This window comes from Gluconobacter cadivus (assembly GCF_015244745.1).
GTDB classification, from domain to species: Bacteria; Pseudomonadota; Alphaproteobacteria; order Acetobacterales; family Acetobacteraceae; genus Gluconobacter; species Gluconobacter cadivus.
Window position 1 is genome coordinate 534,876 of record NZ_JABCQI010000002.1, and the last position, 16,837, is coordinate 551,712.

General features: G+C 61.2%; 18 protein-coding genes and 2 riboswitches. Of the genes, 12 read left to right on the forward strand and 6 right to left on the reverse strand.

The features are described from left to right. The first annotated feature begins 12 nt into the window (after window positions 1-12). Window positions 13-630 (forward strand): hypothetical protein, encoded by a 618-nt coding sequence (locus HKD28_RS05305; RefSeq protein ID WP_194267491.1) that lies wholly within the window; start codon window positions 13-15, stop codon window positions 628-630. A 63-nt stretch (window positions 631-693) separates the two neighbouring features. Here the strand turns inward: HKD28_RS05305 and serB are convergent, their stop codons facing one another. Next, on the reverse strand, window positions 694-1,587 hold the full coding sequence (gene serB / locus HKD28_RS05310; RefSeq protein ID WP_194267393.1) for a phosphoserine phosphatase SerB: 894 nt from the start codon (window positions 1,585-1,587) through the stop codon (window positions 694-696). A gap of 41 nt (window positions 1,588-1,628) precedes the next feature. Here serB and miaA point away from each other — a divergent pair, with 41 nt between their 5' ends. From miaA to speE, 6 genes are all read left to right on the forward strand, one after another. Beyond that, complete coding sequence (gene miaA / locus HKD28_RS05315) at window positions 1,629-2,621, forward strand: tRNA (adenosine(37)-N6)-dimethylallyltransferase MiaA (protein WP_194267394.1); 993 nt, start codon at window positions 1,629-1,631, stop codon at window positions 2,619-2,621. Window positions 2,622-2,651: 30 nt separating this feature from the next. Beyond that, window positions 2,652-4,445, forward strand: coding sequence for a biosynthetic-type acetolactate synthase large subunit (ilvB, locus tag HKD28_RS05320; protein ID WP_194267395.1), 1,794 nt, complete (start codon window positions 2,652-2,654; stop codon window positions 4,443-4,445). Continuing rightward, window positions 4,445-4,972: an acetolactate synthase small subunit gene (gene ilvN / locus HKD28_RS05325; protein ID WP_099285904.1), complete on the forward strand. Its 528-nt coding sequence runs from the start codon at window positions 4,445-4,447 to the stop codon at window positions 4,970-4,972. The genes ilvB and ilvN overlap by 1 nt, the downstream gene beginning before the upstream one ends. Beyond that, window positions 4,972-5,991: a ketol-acid reductoisomerase gene (gene ilvC, locus HKD28_RS05330; RefSeq protein ID WP_099285903.1), complete on the forward strand. Its 1,020-nt coding sequence runs from the start codon at window positions 4,972-4,974 to the stop codon at window positions 5,989-5,991. Before ilvN ends, ilvC begins: the two co-directional genes overlap by 1 nt. A gap of 342 nt (window positions 5,992-6,333) precedes the next feature. Next, window positions 6,334-6,813 carry an adenosylmethionine decarboxylase gene (gene speD, locus HKD28_RS05335; protein WP_099285902.1) on the forward strand — a complete coding sequence of 160 codons (480 nt, stop codon included), beginning with the start codon at window positions 6,334-6,336 and terminating at the stop codon, window positions 6,811-6,813. Between the two features lie 65 nt (window positions 6,814-6,878). After that, a complete protein-coding gene (gene speE / locus HKD28_RS05340) occupies window positions 6,879-7,751 on the forward strand; it encodes a polyamine aminopropyltransferase (protein WP_099285901.1) in 873 nt (290 codons plus the stop codon). A 35-nt stretch (window positions 7,752-7,786) separates the two neighbouring features. Here the strand turns inward: speE and HKD28_RS05345 are convergent, their stop codons facing one another. The 3 genes from HKD28_RS05345 to HKD28_RS05355 form a co-directional block, all read right to left on the reverse strand. Continuing rightward, window positions 7,787-8,215, reverse strand: coding sequence for a MarR family winged helix-turn-helix transcriptional regulator (locus tag HKD28_RS05345; protein ID WP_235993309.1), 429 nt, complete (start codon window positions 8,213-8,215; stop codon window positions 7,787-7,789). A gap of 99 nt (window positions 8,216-8,314) precedes the next feature. Further along, window positions 8,315-8,596 carry a putative hemolysin gene (locus HKD28_RS05350; RefSeq protein WP_194267397.1) on the reverse strand — a complete coding sequence of 94 codons (282 nt, stop codon included), beginning with the start codon at window positions 8,594-8,596 and terminating at the stop codon, window positions 8,315-8,317. A gap of 3 nt (window positions 8,597-8,599) precedes the next feature. Next, on the reverse strand, window positions 8,600-8,902 hold the full coding sequence (locus tag HKD28_RS05355; RefSeq protein ID WP_194267398.1) for a putative quinol monooxygenase: 303 nt from the start codon (window positions 8,900-8,902) through the stop codon (window positions 8,600-8,602). A gap of 91 nt (window positions 8,903-8,993) precedes the next feature. Further along, a riboswitch (glycine riboswitch) is annotated at window positions 8,994-9,083 on the forward strand. After that, a riboswitch (glycine riboswitch) is annotated at window positions 9,084-9,160 on the forward strand. Between the two features lie 81 nt (window positions 9,161-9,241). Between HKD28_RS05355 and gcvT the strand changes: the two genes are divergently transcribed. From gcvT to HKD28_RS05380, 5 genes are all read left to right on the forward strand, one after another. Then, complete coding sequence (gene gcvT, locus HKD28_RS05360; RefSeq protein WP_194267399.1) at window positions 9,242-10,375, forward strand: glycine cleavage system aminomethyltransferase GcvT; 1,134 nt, start codon at window positions 9,242-9,244, stop codon at window positions 10,373-10,375. 36 nt (window positions 10,376-10,411) lie between these two features. Next, complete coding sequence (gene gcvH, locus HKD28_RS05365; RefSeq protein WP_194267400.1) at window positions 10,412-10,771, forward strand: glycine cleavage system protein GcvH; 360 nt, start codon at window positions 10,412-10,414, stop codon at window positions 10,769-10,771. 76 nt (window positions 10,772-10,847) lie between these two features. Continuing rightward, window positions 10,848-13,703, forward strand: a complete 2,856-nt coding sequence (gene gcvP, locus HKD28_RS05370; RefSeq protein ID WP_194267401.1) for an aminomethyl-transferring glycine dehydrogenase — start codon at window positions 10,848-10,850, stop codon at window positions 13,701-13,703. A 198-nt stretch (window positions 13,704-13,901) separates the two neighbouring features. After that, on the forward strand, window positions 13,902-14,213 hold the full coding sequence (locus HKD28_RS05375; RefSeq protein ID WP_194267402.1) for a putative quinol monooxygenase: 312 nt from the start codon (window positions 13,902-13,904) through the stop codon (window positions 14,211-14,213). An 88-nt stretch (window positions 14,214-14,301) separates the two neighbouring features. Next, on the forward strand, window positions 14,302-14,514 hold the full coding sequence (locus tag HKD28_RS05380; RefSeq protein ID WP_077803642.1) for a heavy-metal-associated domain-containing protein: 213 nt from the start codon (window positions 14,302-14,304) through the stop codon (window positions 14,512-14,514). Between the two features lie 24 nt (window positions 14,515-14,538). Here HKD28_RS05380 and HKD28_RS05385 read toward each other — a convergent pair whose 3' ends face one another. Both HKD28_RS05385 and glnA read right to left on the reverse strand, forming a co-directional pair. Next, a complete protein-coding gene (locus HKD28_RS05385; RefSeq protein ID WP_194267403.1) occupies window positions 14,539-15,168 on the reverse strand; it encodes a trimeric intracellular cation channel family protein in 630 nt (209 codons plus the stop codon). Between the two features lie 79 nt (window positions 15,169-15,247). Beyond that, the gene (glnA, locus tag HKD28_RS05390; RefSeq protein WP_194267487.1) at window positions 15,248-16,630 is read right to left on the reverse strand and encodes a type I glutamate--ammonia ligase; all 1,383 of its coding nucleotides are present in this window, start codon (window positions 16,628-16,630) and stop codon (window positions 15,248-15,250) included. Window positions 16,631-16,837 lie beyond the last annotated feature (207 nt).

A 16,837-nucleotide genomic window follows, 5' to 3' on the forward strand; every position in this document is an offset into this window, starting at 1 on the left:
AGGAGACTTGCCATGACCCTCACATATAGACCGGCCGCTGCACTAATGCTGGCCTTGCTGGCGTCCACGATTTCCGTTCCCGCTTTTGCCCAGCATGGGGGGGGACCGGGCGGAGGCGGTGGATTTCATGGCGGCGGAGGCCCCGGTGGGGGCTTTCACGGTGGTGGTATGGGCGGGGGGATGAGGCCCGTCGGCATGGGAGGTGGCTTTCATGGTCCGGGCGGAGGTGGGTTCCGCCCTCCCGGAGGTGGATATCATGGAGGTTGGGGCGGCGGTGGCTATGGCGGTGGCCGTCCCGGCTGGGGGTTCCGTGGTGGCGGCTGGGGCGGAGGCTGGGGTGGGCCGCGCTTTGGCGGCTGGGGCTATCCGGGTTGGGGTGGCTGGAACGGTTGGGGTGGACCCGGCTGGTTCGGCTATGGCTGGGGGATGCCGGGTTGGGGCGGCGGCTGGGGCTGGGGCGGCTGGGGCCTTGGTGTCGGACTTGGCGTTGCGACCGGCATGGCGATCGAGGCTTCGCCTTATGGCTATGGTGGTGGGTACGGCGGATACGGATATGCGCCGGGTTATGCTCCTGGTTATTACGCCGCGCCGTCCTATTCGGGTGTGCCGCCTTACACCTGGGGATACTGATCAAAAAAAGCCGCCGGAGAATCTCTCCGGCGGCTTTTTCGTATTCTGCGGGTTTGAGCCCGGTCAGTCCGTGACGAAATCCTTCGCATGATAGCCCTGTGCGAAGAGATGCGCGCGCAGGCTGGCGAAGTTGATTTGGGTGGGAATGATGCGGCGGACATTCGGTTTGGCATGGAAGGCCAGACCGAGGCCCGCGCTGGCGAGCATGGGGATGTCGTTGGCGCCGTCGCCGGTTGTCAGGGCTGCGCGAAGCTGCACGCCGCGCTCTGAGGTCAGGCGTTCGAGATGATCGCGCTTGGCGTCGGGGCCGAGGATCGGGCCAGCGAGACGGCCGGTGATTTTGCCGTCCTCGATTTCCAGTTCATTGCCGTAGTTTTCGTCGAATCCGCAAAGCTCGGCCACGCGTTGGGTGAACCATGTGAAGCCGCCAGAGACGAGAGCCGTCCGGCCATTATGCTTGCGCATGGTCTGCACGAGTTCCCGGGCTCCTTCCGTCAGGGTGACGGATTCCCAGACCTGTTCGAGAACCGAAGCGGGCTTTCCGGCCAGAAGGGCCACGCGATGTTCGAGTGCGGTTTCGAAATCCAACTCGCCGTTCATCGAAGCGCGGGTGATGGCTGCGACGTCTTCCCCGCAGCCCAGAAGGTCCGCCAGTTCGTCCAGGGTTTCGCCAGTGACGATGGTGCTGTCCATGTCCGCGACGAGGACGGCTCGGCGGCGACCGCGTGTTTTGAGAAACAGCGCATCGACACGATAGGGCGCGAGGGTTGCGCGGATCGTGGTGATGTTGGCCGAACCGGGGCGCGGCGGCGGGCAGGGAATGTCGACCGCTTCGCCCGGAGACAGGACGATCGGCGCGTTACCCTTGACGAGCGCGCGGGCGATGTCGATGGCCTCGGGTTTGAGGGGACCGGATTTCCGGTCTGCGATGAGGGTCAGGACGGCAGGAAGGGACATGAGATCTCGTAACGGTCCGGCACGTGTGGCAGGAGGGGAGAATGAACGCCCCGAAGACAACAAAAACTGCGATCATTGTGGCCGGACCGACGTGCTCCGGCAAGTCAGCACTGGCGCTCGATCTTGCGCGACGCTTTGACGGTACGGTTATCAACGCGGATTCCATGCAGGTTTATCGTGATCTGCGGATTCTGACGGCCCGGCCTGACGACGCGGATGAGGCTGCTGTCCCGCACCGGCTTTACGGCGTTCTGGATGCTGCGGTACCGGGAAGTGTGGCTTGGTGGCGCTCCGAAGCCCTGCGGGAAATGGACGAGGCGTGGGCCGTGGGGCGCATGCCGATCCTGTGCGGCGGGACGGGGATGTATCTGCGGGCGCTGACGGATGGTCTGGTGGAGGTGCCAGACCCCGGAGAGGCTGCGCGGACCGAAGCGCGGGGGCTGGCGGAGGAGATCGGGCCGGAGGCGCTTCATGCGCGTCTGATGCAGGTTGATCCCGAAACGGCGTCTGGTCTGCGTCCGAACGACACGCAGCGGATTTCGCGGGCCTGGGAGGTCTGGGCGGGGACGGGGCATGGGCTGGTCTGGTGGCGGTCGCAGCCGGGTCTGCCGCCTGCGCCGTGCCGGTTTGTGTCCGTGCAGCTTGATCCCGAACGGGAGGGGTTGCGCCGGGCGATCGACTTCAGATTCGGGCAGATGCTGGAGGACGGGGCACTGGAGGAAGTGTCCCGTCTGCTGAAGCGAAGGCTTGATCCGGTTCTACCTGCCATGCGTGCTCATGGCGTGCCTGAACTGGCCTCCGTTCTGCGGGGGAAGGAAACGCTTGAGGACGCGCGGAAATCTGCGGTCCTTGCCATTGGACGCTATACGCGGCGGCAGGCGACGTGGTTCCGGCATCATGCGTTGGGAAAAGAGGGTGATGCAATGATTTCGTTGCGTAGATATACCCATTTCACGCAAGATTCGGAAAGTCATTATGAAAAAATAGAGAACTTTATATCGGAACGAGTTGACGCCGCCGCGTTGTCGTCCTAAATCCGGCGGCTCATACCTTGGGAGGAAACGGTGACGGCTGCTGAAAGAGACGCAGGAACAGGCAACGAGGCGCTGAATGGCGCGGAAGTGCTTCTGCGCGTTCTCGATGAAGAGGGTGTGGAGGTCATATTCGGATATCCGGGTGGGGCTGTCCTTCCGATTTACGATGCTCTTTTCAAGCAGGACCGGATTCGACACATTCTTGTGCGTCACGAGCAGGCCGCCGTTCATGCGGCAGAGGCCTATGCGCGCTCGACGGGCAAGGTTGGCGTGGTTCTGGTGACGTCGGGTCCGGGGGCGACCAATGCCGTGACCGGGCTTGTGGACGCGCTGATGGATTCCATTCCGCTCGTCTGTCTGGCGGGTCAGGTGCCGACGAAGCTGATCGGCAATGATGCGTTTCAGGAAGCCGACACGACGGGCATCACGCGCCCTGCGACCAAGCACAATTATCTCGTCCGGGAGCCCGGAACGCTGGCACAGATCGTGCGTGAGGCGTTCGAAGTTGCGCGTTCAGGGCGTCCGGGGCCGGTTCTGGTGGATCTGCCCAAGGACATCACGGTTGGCAAGGCGCCGCTGACGAAGCCTGCACTGTCGCGCCTCCAGCGGCTGCGTCATCAGGGTGGGCCGGATGCGGAGGCGATTGCCCAGACCCTCGAAGCCATGAAGACGGCGAAGCGTCCGCTCTTCTATACGGGCGGTGGCATCATCAATTCCGGGCCGGAAGCGTCGGACCTGCTGCGTCGTCTGGCGCGCAAAACCGGCTTTCCGGTGACGTCCACGCTGATGGGGCTGGGGGCGTTTCCGTCTCCTGATCCGCAGTTCCTTGGCATGCTGGGGATGCATGGTTCGGTCGAGGCGAACATGGCCACGCATGGCTGTGATCTGCTGATCGCTCTGGGATCGCGCTTCGATGACCGCGTGACCGGGCGTGTGGATGCGTTCTCGCCCAATTCGTTCAAGGTTCATGCCGATATCGACCCGAGCCAGATCGACAAGATCGTGCCGGTGGATGTGCGGATCGAAGGCGATGTGCGCGATACGCTTGAAGCTCTGCTCGAAGGCTGGGGTGAGACGCCTGCGCCGGATCTGTCGACCTGGTGGAACCAGATCGCGTCCTGGCGGAGTGTGGACGGGTTTGGCTTTACGCAGGACATGGCGCCGTCTGCCGTCATTCGCCCGCAGCACGCGGTTCGCCGTCTGTATGAACTGGCGAAGGAAACGGGTCGTGATACGTTCGTGTCCACCGAAGTCGGGCAGCACCAGATGTGGGCGGCCCAGCACTTCCAGTTCGACAAGCCGAACCGCTGGCTGACGTCCGGTGGTCTGGGAACGATGGGCTATGGTCTGCCAGCCGCCGTGGGCGCGCAGGTGGCGCATCCGGATGCGCTGGTGATCGACATCGCCGGTGAGGCGTCCACGCTCATGAACATTCAGGAACTGGGAACGATCGCGCAGTATCGCCTGCCGGTGAAGATCTTCATCCTGAACAACCACTATATGGGCATGGTCCGTCAGTGGCAGGAACTGCTTCATGGCTCGCGCTATTCGCAGTCCTACAGTGAAGCACTGCCGGATTTCGTGAAGCTGGCCGAAGCGTTCCATGCGACCGGGATGCGGGCGACGCATGTGGGCGAACTGGATGACGTGATTCGCCGGATGCTGGCGCATGATGGGCCGGTCGTGGCCGATATCTGTGTGGCGGAAGGCGAGAACTGCTATCCGATGATCCCATCGGGTGCGGCGCACAACCAGATGCTGCTGGGTCCGGATCAGGATTCCGAAGCGGCGGGACTGACCGAAGAAGGGAAGATGCTGGTCTGATGACGGAGACAATCCAGAATTCGGTCATTTCCGTCCTGATCGAGGACGAAAGTGGCGCGCTGGCCCGCGTGGTGGGCCTGTTTTCCGGCCGTGGCTATAACATCGAGAGCCTGACGGTGGCGCTGGTGGATGCGGAGCAGAAGCTCTCGCGCATCACGGTGCTGACGTCGGGCACGCCGATGGTGATCCAACAGATCAAGGCGCAGCTCAAGCGTCTGATTCCGGTGCATGACGTCTGCGACCTGACGGAAGAAGGTCCGTATGTGGGGCGTGAGCTTGCGCTGGTGAAGGTTGTCTCGTCCGGCGAGCGCCGGACGGAGGCCCTGCGCATTGCGGATTCGTTCCGCGCACGCCCAGTGGATACGACGGCCACGAGTTTCGTGTTTGAACTGACGGGATCGCCCGAAAAGATCGACGCGTTCATCGAGTTGATGCGCTCCCTTGGTCTGGCCGAGGTTTCGCGCACCGGGATTGCCGCCATTGGGCGCGGTCCTTCAGTCTTTCACCTTAACAAGGAGCCTGTCTGATGCGGGTATATTATGATCGCGATGCCGATCTGAATCTGATCAAGAGCAAGAAAGTCGCGATCATCGGCTATGGCAGCCAGGGTCACGCTCACGCCAACAACCTCAAGGACAGCGGCCTGACGGATATCGTCATTGGCCTGCGTCCGACGTCTTCTGCCGTCAAGAAGGCTGAAGAGGCTGGTTTCAAGGTCATGTCCCCGGAAGACGCAGCCGCGTGGGCCGATGTGGTCATGGTTCTGACGCCGGATGAAGGTCAGGGCGCCCTGTACAAGGACAGCCTTGAGAAGAACCTGAAGCAGGGCGCAGCCCTTGCCTTCGCACATGGTCTGTCCATCCATTTCCGCATCATTGAAGCTCGTCCGGATCTGGACGTGTTCCTGATCGCGCCGAAGGGCCCGGGCCATACGGTTCGTTCTGAATACCAGCGTGGCGGTGGCGTTCCGTCCCTCGTGGCCGTGGCGCAGAACGCTTCGGGCAATGCGCTCGAAATCGCCCTGTCCTATGCCAGCGCCAATGGTGGCGGCCGTGCAGGCATCATCGAGACGACCTTCAAAGAAGAAGTCGAAACCGATCTGTTTGGCGAACAGGCTGTTCTGTGCGGTGGCGTCGTTGACCTGATCCGCGCTGGTTTCGAGACGCTGGTTGAAGGCGGATATGCGCCGGAAATGGCCTATTTCGAATGTCTGCACGAGATGAAGCTGATCGTGGATCTGATCTACGAAGGCGGCATCTCCAACATGAACTACTCCATCTCCAACACTGCGGAGTATGGTGAGTATGTGACGGGGCCGCGCATCATCACGGCGGAAACCAAAGCCGAGATGAAGCGCGTTCTGACGGACATTCAGGACGGCACGTTCGTTCGTAACTTCATCCTTGAGAACCAGTCCGGTGGCGTTGGCTTCAAGGCCATCCGCGCCCGCAACGACGCGCACCAGATCGAGAAGACCGGTGAGAAGCTGCGTGCGATGATGCCGTGGATTGCCAAGGGCAAGCTGGTCGACAAGACCAAGAACTGATCAGGGGGGTCTGGAGGGCCGGATTCGGCCTCTCTGGATCGGGACGTATCAGCGTCTGTCGGGCGTCGGGATTTGGGGGGATTCGCTTCCCGCAGATCCGGCGCCCGAACTGTTTTCGGGGCTCGGGGATTTGTGAAATTTTTGGTCTCAGCCCTGTGTGCAGGAAAGGGAAAACCTCTTTCTCATGCAACAGGGACATGGGGCGAAAAAGATATGTGACATATTGGGGAATCGCCCCATAAAGTGCTTGCATCAGGGGGGAGGGGCCGGTAACTAGCGCGCTTCCTGGCCCAAGGGGGCATTCTTTGCCCAACAGGCTGTCTACTGGTTTGGGGGTACGTGATGAACGCACTTGCTCAACTGGGGATGGTATCGGAACTCCCGAGAGATATCCAGAACAGCGCCGCTCACTTCGTCGAGGATGAGCGCAAAGATTACTTCATTGAGCGTGATGGCGAGCGTTTTGCTGGCAATCACCTGCTGATCGATTTCTGGGACGCCCGGAATCTCGATGATCCGATGCGGATCGATGAAACGCTGTGTGAAGCTGCGGTTGCAGCTGGCGCGACGATTCTGCACAGCCATTTTCACCACTTCACGCCCAATGGCGGCGTGTCGGGCGTGATCGTGCTGGCGGAAAGCCATATTTCGATCCATACGTGGCCGGAACGGAATTATGCCGCTGTGGACGTGTTCATGTGCGGTGTGTGTGATCCGAACCTGTCGATTCCGGTGATGCAGCGCCTGTTTCAGGCTGGCCGGATCGAGGTCGACGCCATGCGGCGCGGCCGCGTGCAGGACAAGGCCGCAAAAGCGGTCTGAACTGATGAAAGGGCCGGATAAAACCGGCCCTTTTTCAATATACTCCGACAAGGAAACGATGATCCATGGCTGAAACATGGCTCAACGAGACACTGTACCCGGATTGGGGACAGCGTTTTCTCGTTACGCGCGAACTCGCACGGGTAAAATCCGATTTTCAGGACGTGGTGGTGTTCGAAAGCTCCAGCCACGGTCGCGTGCTGGTTCTGGATGGTGTCATCCAGATCACCGAGCGTGACGAGTTCGTCTATCAGGAAATGCTGACGCATGTGCCTCTGCTGGCGCATCCCTGTGCGAAGCGCGTTCTGATCATCGGTGCGGGTGACGGTGGCGTTCTGCGTCGCGTGTTGCAGCATGAGACGGTCGAGAAGGCTGTCATGGTCGAGATCGACGGTGCTGTGATCGAGTTGTCCAAGCAGTATCTGCCGAACATTGCCGGAGATGCCTGGAACGACCCGCGCGCCGAGGTCATTGTCGGCGACGGCATCGACTATGTTCTGAAGGCGGCTGATGGGTCGTTCGACGTAATCATCGTCGACAGCACCGATCCGATCGGTGTGGGCGAAGTGCTGTTCACGGATGAGTTCTACAGCAACTGCGCGCGCATCCTTTCGGACGAAGGTCTGATCGTGAACCAGTGTGGCGTTCCGTTCATGCAGGCTGATGAACTGCATGAGACGAGCCTGCGTCGTGCAAAGTTCTTCCCGCATGTCGGTGCGTATGTCGCGGCTGTCCCGACCTATGTCGGCGGGTTCATGACGCTGGGTGTGGCCTCCAAGGGGCAGGCGCCGAACACGCAGACGGTTGAGCAGATCCGCGCCCGTGCGGACGCTGCGAAGATCGTGGGCACGACGCGCTACTGGACGCCGGAGATCCATGTCGGGGCGTTCAATCTGCCACCCTATATTGCCGAACATCTTCCGAAGACCGGAAAATGATATCGCGCCTGCCTCTTCATTAAAGGGGCAGGCGGTTACAGTTGCTCTTTCAGGCTGCTGTTGATCCGTTCCAGAAGTGTTACGAGAATATCGCGTTCAAGGGGTGTAAACCCCTTGAGTGCTGTGTCGGTTAAATGTTCCATTATGGGAACGATATTCCGGCTTTTCCGCTGGCCGTCCGGCGTCAGTGTGACCAGTGTGCTGCGGCGGTCTGTTGGGTCTGGTTCGCGCTGGATCAGGCCGTCCCGCTCCATCCGGGCGAGCAGTGTCGTCATGCCCGGCTGTTCGATATCCGCAAAATCCGCGAGGGCTTTCTGATTGAGCGCCTTTCCGTCCTGCAGGGCCTGCAGCACGGGAAGCTGACCGATCCGAAGGCCCGTCTTTTTGAGGTCGCGTTCCAGCAAGAGCGTGAAGAGTCTGGTGGTGCGTGTGGTCAGGGCGCTCAGGGGAGACAGGGCGGTCATGCGGATTCCGGGGAACATGTGGATGAAATGCATAACATGTTATGCATTTGGAAAATGAAAAACCCGGCGGCCCCGTTCGGGCCTGACCGGGCTGGAAAATCAGGGTTTCATCTTGGCCAGAGGCGCGACGCAGCGGTGTTCGCGGTAGAGCGTCCATTCGTCGCAGATCTGATTGGGGGGGAAGGTGCAGGTGCCGGTTTCGCCGCCCGCAGTCCGCACGTCGCCATGTCGGCCGCCCTGCTGCGTGCAATAGACGCTGGCGGGGTTGGGGATACCGATCAGACGGGTGCGCGGATTATGCTGCGGATGGGACGCGCAGGCGGACACCGTGCCGCATAGGAGGGTGATGGTGAGGAGGCGTTTCGTGTTTGAAAGATGCATTGTTCAGGGAGCCCTTTTCTTCAGGAAGCGGACGCTGCGTTCCTTGATGTCGAGTTCTTTTACAGCGTTTGCGAAGACCTCGAAATGCGGGGTCCTGAGGTGTTCTTCGAAGGCTGCGCGGTCGGTATAGACTTCTACGAGGATGACGGTATCGGCTTCCGTTTCGGGGGAGAGGACCGTGAAGCTGTGGCAGCTGGATTCGTCGGCGACGGAGCGTTCGCTGTCATAGGCGCAGACCTTGAGAAATCTGTCATAGGTTGCCGGTGTGGTCTCAAATTCGGCAATGACCGTCAGTTCGCCAGCCATGGAGGTCTCCTTTGTGCATTTAAGGTCTCGGGACACAACGCAGGAGCGATCGTAACGATTGCGGAGTTTTTCGGAAACTGGCAGGATTGGGGTGACCGACACGGGAGAGACCGGCCGAGAGGCTGGCGCCGAAGGAGCAACCGCCCCGGAAACTCTCAGGCCAAAGGACCGAGTCGGTCAGGACATTCTGGAGAGAGGTGCGCTTGACGCATCCGCCGACGGGATAGCGATCTCAGGCGAAAGGACAGAAGGGGCGACGTTTTTCCGGCCGCGTTCTGCGGAGTGCCGGGGGCGTCTGCATCTTCACGTCTTTAGAGAGAATGGACCGGGCTTTTTCGTATGAGCGATTCCCTCCAGCGTACTCCCCTTTACGATCTGAATCTGGAACTTGGCGCGAAAATGGTGCCGTTCGCAGGCTTTGAGATGCCGATCCAGTTCCCTGCGGGGCTGATGGCGGAGCATCTGCATACGCGCGAGAAGGCCGGTCTGTTCGACGTGTCCCATATGGGGCAGATCCGCATTGCTGCGAAAAGCGGCGACGTGAAGGACGCGGCCGCCGCGCTTGAGACGTTGGTCCCTGCCGATTATGTCGGGCTTGCCGCCGGGCGTCAGCGTTATGGACTGCTGACTAATGACGAGGGTGGCATTCTGGACGATCTGATGGTCGCGAATATGGGCCATGATCTGCTGGTAGTCGTGAATGCGGGTTGCAAGGTTCAGGACGCAGACCGGATCGAGAAGGCGCTGTCTGATCGGTGTGTTGTGACGCGCCAGTTTGATCGCGGTCTTATGGCGCTTCAGGGTCCGGCGGCTGAAGCGGCTCTGGCACCGCTCTGCCCGGCCGTGAAGGACATGCGCTTCATGGATGTGATCGAGACGGAACTCGCGGGCGTGAAGGTGACGGTGTCGCGGTCCGGCTATACGGGCGAGGACGGGTTCGAGATTGGCTGTGCGGGCGCGGATTCCGAGAAGGTCGCACGCGCAATCCTGGCGCAGCCGGATGTGTTGCCGATTGGTCTGGGCGCGCGGGATTCGCTGCGTCTTGAGGCCGGACTGTGCCTGTATGGCAATGACATTGATGTCACGACCACGCCGGTTGAAGCCTCGCTGGGCTGGGCGATCCAGAAGGCGCGTCGTGAGGGCGGTTCCCGCGAGGGTGGCTATCCGGGTGCGGAAGTTGTGCTGAAGCAGACGCGCGATGGCGTGTCGCGTAAGCGCGTGGGTCTGCTGGCGGAAGGTCGGGCTCCGGTGCGGGCAGGGGCGAAGCTCTTTGCCGATGCCGAGGGACAGAAGGAAATCGGGGTGGTTACGTCCGGGGCGTTTGGCCCGAGCGTGAAGGCTCCTGTTGCGATGGGCTATGTCGCGTCGGATCATGCGGCGCTGGACACACCCGTCTTTGCGGAACTGCGGGGCAAGTATGTGCCGCTGCATGTGCGGGCGATGCCGTTCGTGGCACCCGGCTTCAAGCGCTGAACTTACAGTAGACTTTCAGATCAGGAAAAAGCAGCAATGACGACCTATTACACGAAGTCCCATGAATGGATCCGCGTCGATGGCGATCAGGCCACTGTTGGCATCACGACGCATGCCTCTGAAGAGCTGGGCGAACTGGTGTTCGTTGAAGCCAAGGACGAGGGCACGGAAGTTGCTGCCGGTGATGCGGCCGCGGTTGTCGAATCCGTGAAGGCGGCCTCCGACATCTATGCACCGGTGGCGGGTACGCTGGCGGGCTTCAACGAAGCGCTGTCCGATGATCCGACGCTGGTGGGCCGCGATGCGGAAGGCGAGGGCTGGATCTTCCGCATGACGGTTTCCAACCCGGACGACCTCAAGGGCCTACTGACGGCCGAGCAGTACAAGAGCCTCTGAGGCTCGCGGGGTCTGCGCTGGCAGGCCCCGTTTTTCTTTCAGCCTGTCCCAAATTCCTGCCTCCGCTTTTCATGAAATGCCAGAGAACCTGCCTGTGACGACCTTGTGGCCTGCCCAGACCGAAGATTTCAGCTCCCGCCATATCGGCCCGCGTCCTTCCGAAATCGGGGAGATGCTGCGGGTCGTTGGCGCGTCCAGTCTCGATGACCTGATCGACCGGACCATTCCGGCCGCCATTCTCGATCGCGGGGATCACGGGATTGGTGCGGCCCTGACCGAGCAGGATGCGCTGGCGCGTCTGCGTCAGATTGCGTCGCGCAATCAGGTTCTGACCTCCATGATCGGCCAAGGTTATTACGATACGGTTCTGCCGCCGGTCATCCAGCGGAACATTCTCGAAAATCCGGCCTGGTACACGGCCTATACGCCGTATCAGCCTGAAATCAGCCAGGGCCGCCTTGAGGCGCTGCTGAACTTTCAGACGCTGGTGGCGGATCTGACGGGGCTGGATATCGCCAATGCGTCCCTGCTGGACGAGGGCACGGCCTGTGCGGAAGCCATGGCGCTGGCGCAGCGTGTGGGCAAGTCGAAAGCAACGGCGTTCTTCGTGGATGCCGACACGCATCCGCAGACAGTTGCTGTGATCCGCACGCGGGCCGAGCCGCTGGGCTGGGATATTGTCGTGGGTGATCCGGAGACGGATCTGGATGCGTCCTCCGTGTTTGGTGCGCTGCTGTCCTATCCGGGCTCTTCGGGGCAGGTGCGGGATCTGCGCGGCGTGATTGCGGCGCTGCATGAGAAGGGTGCGATTGCGGCTCTGGCCTGTGATCCGCTGGCGCTCGTGGTGCTGGAAAGTCCGGGCGCGCTGGGCGCGGATATCGCGATCGGCTCGATGCAGCGTTATGGCGTGCCGATGGGGGCTGGTGGCCCGCATGCGGGGTTCATGGCGACGCGCGATGCGTTCAAGCGGCATATGCCGGGGCGTCTGGTTGGCGTGTCGCGCGACAGTGCGGGCAAGCCCGCCTATCGTCTGGCGCTTCAGACGCGCGAACAGCATATCCGCCGCGAGAAGGCCACATCCAACATCTGCACGGCGCAGGCGCTTCTGGCGATCATCGCGTCCATGTATGCGGTGTATCATGGTCCGGAAGGGCTGAAGGCGATTGCCGCACGCACGCACCGGATGGCGTCGATCCTGTCTGCCGGGCTGAAAGCTCTGGGCGCGAATGTTGAGACGGACGTGTTCTTCGACACCATCACCGTTCAGGTTGGTGCTTCTGCGCCGCAGGTTCTGGCGCGGGCCGTGGCGTCCGGCATCAATCTGCGCGATGCGGGGAATGGCCGGATTGGTGTGTCCTGTGACGAGACCACGGCGCCGGAAACGATCCGTGCGGTCTGGGCGGCGTTTGCGGGTGAGGGTGCGGATCTGGCGTCTGTCGAGCAGGCGCTTTCGGTGACGGATGCGCTACCGGAGGGCCTGTCCCGGACGGCGCCGCTGCTGACGCATCCTGTGTTCCATGCGCATCGTTCCGAGACGGATCTGCTGCGCTACATGCGCGCGCTGGCGGATAAGGATCTGGCGCTGGATCGGACGATGATCCCGCTGGGCTCCTGCACGATGAAGCTCAATGCGACGGCTGAGATGATCCCCATCACCTGGCCGGAATTTTCGCGGATTCATCCGTTCGCGCCCGCCGATCAGGTTCAGGGTTATGCCGAGCTGTTCACGTATCTGGAGCGCACGCTCTGTGCGATTTCGGGGTATGACGCCGTGTCGCTTCAGCCGAATTCCGGCGCGCAGGGGGAGTATGCCGGGCTTCTGGCGATCCGGGGTTATCACCGGGCGCGTGGGGATGAGAACCGCGACGTCTGCCTGATTCCGGCGTCCGCACATGGGACCAATCCGGCTTCGGCGCAGATGGTCGGAATGCGGGTTGTCGTTGTGGCCTGCGATGCGAATGGCAATGTCGATGTCGAGGATCTGAAGGCGAAGATCGCGCAGCATGACGGGCGCGTGGCGGCCATCATGATTACGTATCCGTCCACGCATGGCGTGTTCGAGGAGCGGATCGTCGAGATCTGCGAGCTTGTCCACGAAGCGGGCGGGCAGGTCTATCTGGATGGCGCGAACCTTAATGCGCAGGTTGGTCTGGCGCGTCCGGGGCTGTATGGCGCGGATGTGTCGCACTTCAACCTGCACAAGACGTTCTGCATTCCGCATGGCGGCGGCGGGCCGGGCATGGGGCCGATCGGTGTGGGCAAGCATCTGGCACCCTATCTGCCGGGGCAGCATGGTATTGCGGTGTCCGCGGCACCTTACGGCTCCGCGTCTATTCTGCCGATCTCCGCTGCTTACATCATGATGATGGGCGACGAGGGACTGCGTCAGGCGACGACGATGGCGATCCTGAATGCGAACTACATCGCGTCGCGTCTGGAAGGGCATTATCCGGTTCTGTATCGCGGCACGAACGGCTTTACGGCGCATGAATGCATCGTTGATCTGCGGCCGCTGAAGGATACGGTCGGTGTAACGGTGGACGATATCGCCAAGCGTCTGATCGACCACGGGTTCCATGCGCCGACGGTCAGCTTCCCGGTAGCGGGGACGTTCATGATCGAGCCGACGGAATCTGAAGGGAAGGGTGAACTGGATCGCTTCTGCGATGCGATGATCGCCATTCGCGCGGAGATTGCCGAAATTGAAGCCGGGCGTGTGGCGATGGAGGCCAGCCCGCTGCGGTTTGCGCCGCATACCACGGCGGATCTGGCTGGCGCGTGGGACCGTTCCTACAGCCGCGAGGCGGGGTGTTTCCCCCGCGGTGTGGACACGTCGAAATACTGGTCGCCGGTCGGGCGTCTGGATAATGCCTGGGGGGACCGGAACCTCGTCTGTTCCTGCCCGGATATTTCGACCTACGCTGAAGGCTAAACAGCTTTTTTAGTTTGGTATTTAGGAAAAGGCGTCTTCCTTTGGGAAGGCGCCTTTCTGCTGTCCGAGCTCTTTTGTTGTGATACCCGGCATGGGTTCTTTCTCACAAAACTGTGCGGTATGGTTTCACGTGAAACACTGCCCGTCTGCGGAAAGGTCGCGGCCGGGCAGTTGCCATTGTTGATGAGGAATTTCCCCATGAGTCAGACGGTTCACATCACGGCTGTTGTGACGGTCGCAGCGGACCACGCGGCGGCGGCAGAACATGCTTTTGCGGCCTGTATCGTGTCTTCGCGCAAGGAAGAAGCCTGCCGTCAGTATGTGGTCAGCAAGGATATCGAAAAGACTGGCCGGCTTGTGGTTTCCGAAGTCTGGACTTCGGAAACCGGGTTCGAGGCGCATCTGGCGTCACCGCATTTCAAGGCTCTGGGTGAGGCACTTGGAAAACTGGATGCGCAGCTCGACATCATGAAAGTCCGGCCACTGGATGAGGCTGCGGACGCGGTCTGAAAAAGCGGTTTTCATTTCTGTGGGAATATGCCCCATTTCGGGGATCGACTGCTTTGCGGAGCAGCCTTTAAAGACAGGAGAGTCTCTGATGGTTTCGATGGTGACGTTCAAGGTTGACGGGATGTCGTGCAACGGATGTTCGGGCAAGTTGCAGTCTGCCCTGTCCAATGTTCCGGGTGTGTCGTCGGCAGAAGTAACGCTCGATCCGGGGCAGGCTGCCATTCAGTACGATGAGCAGAAAGTGACGCCGGTGGCGTTGCAGCATGTTGTCGAAGATGTTGGTTTCGACGTTATCGCCTGAGAGGCGTTTGAACGCACCTGCCGCCTATCGTTTGTAATGCGGCAGGCCGAGTCCTTTGATGAGGGCTACGGCGCGCAGGCTGAAGCCAGCCACGACGGAAATTGCGGCCGCAAAGCTTGTATTGAGGCCCAGCGCCGTCAGGGAGACATAGCTTCCTGACGCCAGCGCGACGGCTGTGACGTAAAGTTCCGGTCGGATGATGATGGACGGCACGCCTGCCAGGATATCCCGGAAAATACCGCCCATGCAGGCGCTGACAATTCCCATGAGAGCCGCCGGGATCAACGGAATGCCGTAGGCCAGCGCCTTGGCTGAGCCAAAGACGCCATAGGCTGCGATTCCAAGTCCGTCGAACCATTCCACCGCGAGGGCTGGCCAGAAGCGTGCGGGGGTGAACCAGACGGCGATTGCTGAAAGCAGGCAGGCGGCAATGGGGACGGAAGCGTGCATCCAGAAGACGGGTGCGCCGATCAGCAGGTCCCGCACCGTTCCGCCGCCAACGCCCGTGATGGCAGCAAAGAACATGAATGTTACGATGGTCAGGCGCGCGCGGGCGGCCTCAATGGCACCCGAAATCGCGAAGACGATTGTGCCTGCGATGTCGAGGACAGGCAGGGCGGACGAGGAAAAGGTTTCAAGGGCGGGAGGAATCATCGGGCTGTCTTGGAGGGGGAATACAGAAAAGCCCGGCGTGAAGGCCGGGCTTTCCGTTAAAGCGATGTTGTGACCCGGATCAGACCGAGTAGTACATCTCGAACTCTACCGGATGCGGCGTGTGTTCGAACTTGTAGACTTCCGGCCACTTGATGTCGATGTAGCTTTCGATCTGGTCCTTGGTGAAGACGCCGCCTTCGAGAAGGAATGCGTGGTCTTCCTGAAGGGCTTCGAGCGCTTCACGGAGCGAACCGCAGACCGTCGGGATCTGGGCCAGTTCTTCCTTCGGCAGTTCGTACAGATCCTTGTCCATGGCGTCGCCCGGGTGGATCTTGTTACGGATGCCGTCGAGGCCGGCCATCAGCATTGCGGCAAAGGCGAGATACGGGTTTGCCATCGGGTCCGGGAAGCGGACTTCGACGCGCTTGGCCTTCGGGTTGGTTGCGTGCGGGATACGACACGAAGCCGAACGGTTCGCGGCGGAGTAGGCCAGAAGCACGGGCGCTTCGAAGCCCGGGATCAGGCGCTTGTAGGAGTTGGTGGACGGGTTCGTAAAGGCGTTCAGGGCCTTCGCGTGCTTGATGATGCCACCGATGTAGAACAGCGCGTCTTCGGACAGGTCTGCATACTTGTCACCGGCGAAGGTCGGCTTGCCGTCCTTCCAGATGGATTGGTGAACATGCATGCCCGAGCCGTTATCGCCCGAGATCGGCTTCGGCATGAACGTGGCCGTCTTGCCGTAGGAATGAGCGACGTTGTGCACGCAGTACTTGTAGATCTGCATGAAGTCTGCGGACTTCACGAGCGTGTCGAACTTCGTGCCGAGTTCGTGCTGCGACTGTGCGACTTCGTGGTGATGCTTTTCGATCGGCAGGCCCATTTCGCCCATCGTCGAGAGCATTTCGGCGCGCAGGTCATGCTCGCTGTCCACGGGCGGGACCGGGAAGTAGCCACCCTTGACGACAGGGCGGTGACCCATGTTGCCTTCCGGATATGCCTTCAGGGATGCGCCGGGGCCTTCGATGCTGTCGAGCTGATACGTGCCGAAATTCGGGCCTGTGCCGAACTGCACGTTGTCGAAGATGAAGAACTCGGCTTCCGGGCCGAAGAATGCCGTGTCACCGAAGCCAGCCGACTTAAGGTAGGCTTCTGCGAGCTTGGCGGTCGAGCGCGGATCCCGGTTGTAGAAATTGCCCGTCTTCGGATCAATGATGTCGCAGAACAGGATCAGCTGCGGCTTGGCCGAGAACGGGTCCATGACGGCCGTTTCCGGGTCCGGCAGCAGGACCATGTCGGACTCGTTGATGGCTTTCCAGCCCTGGATGGACGAGCCGTCGAACATGAAACCTTCGACGAAGGTGTCGTCTTCGATGGTCGAGACCGTCTGGGTTGTGTGGTGCCACTTGCCCTTGGGGTCCGTGAAGCGCAGATCGACGAATTCCGCCGCGTGCTCCTGGATCATCTCGAAGACGCGGGCTACGGCCAGCGGGTTCGGAGCGGGCGGCTTGCCGGACGCTGCCGGAGCAGTTTTGGGCGCTGCGGCCTTTGCGGGACGGCGCGCCGGAGCGGCCTTCGGTTTCACGGTAGAGGAAGTGGGGGCTTTCTTGGCCATCGATCTGTCGCCTTGCATCGTGTAAACGGCTGCAAAACGATTAAGCGACAAATGCCC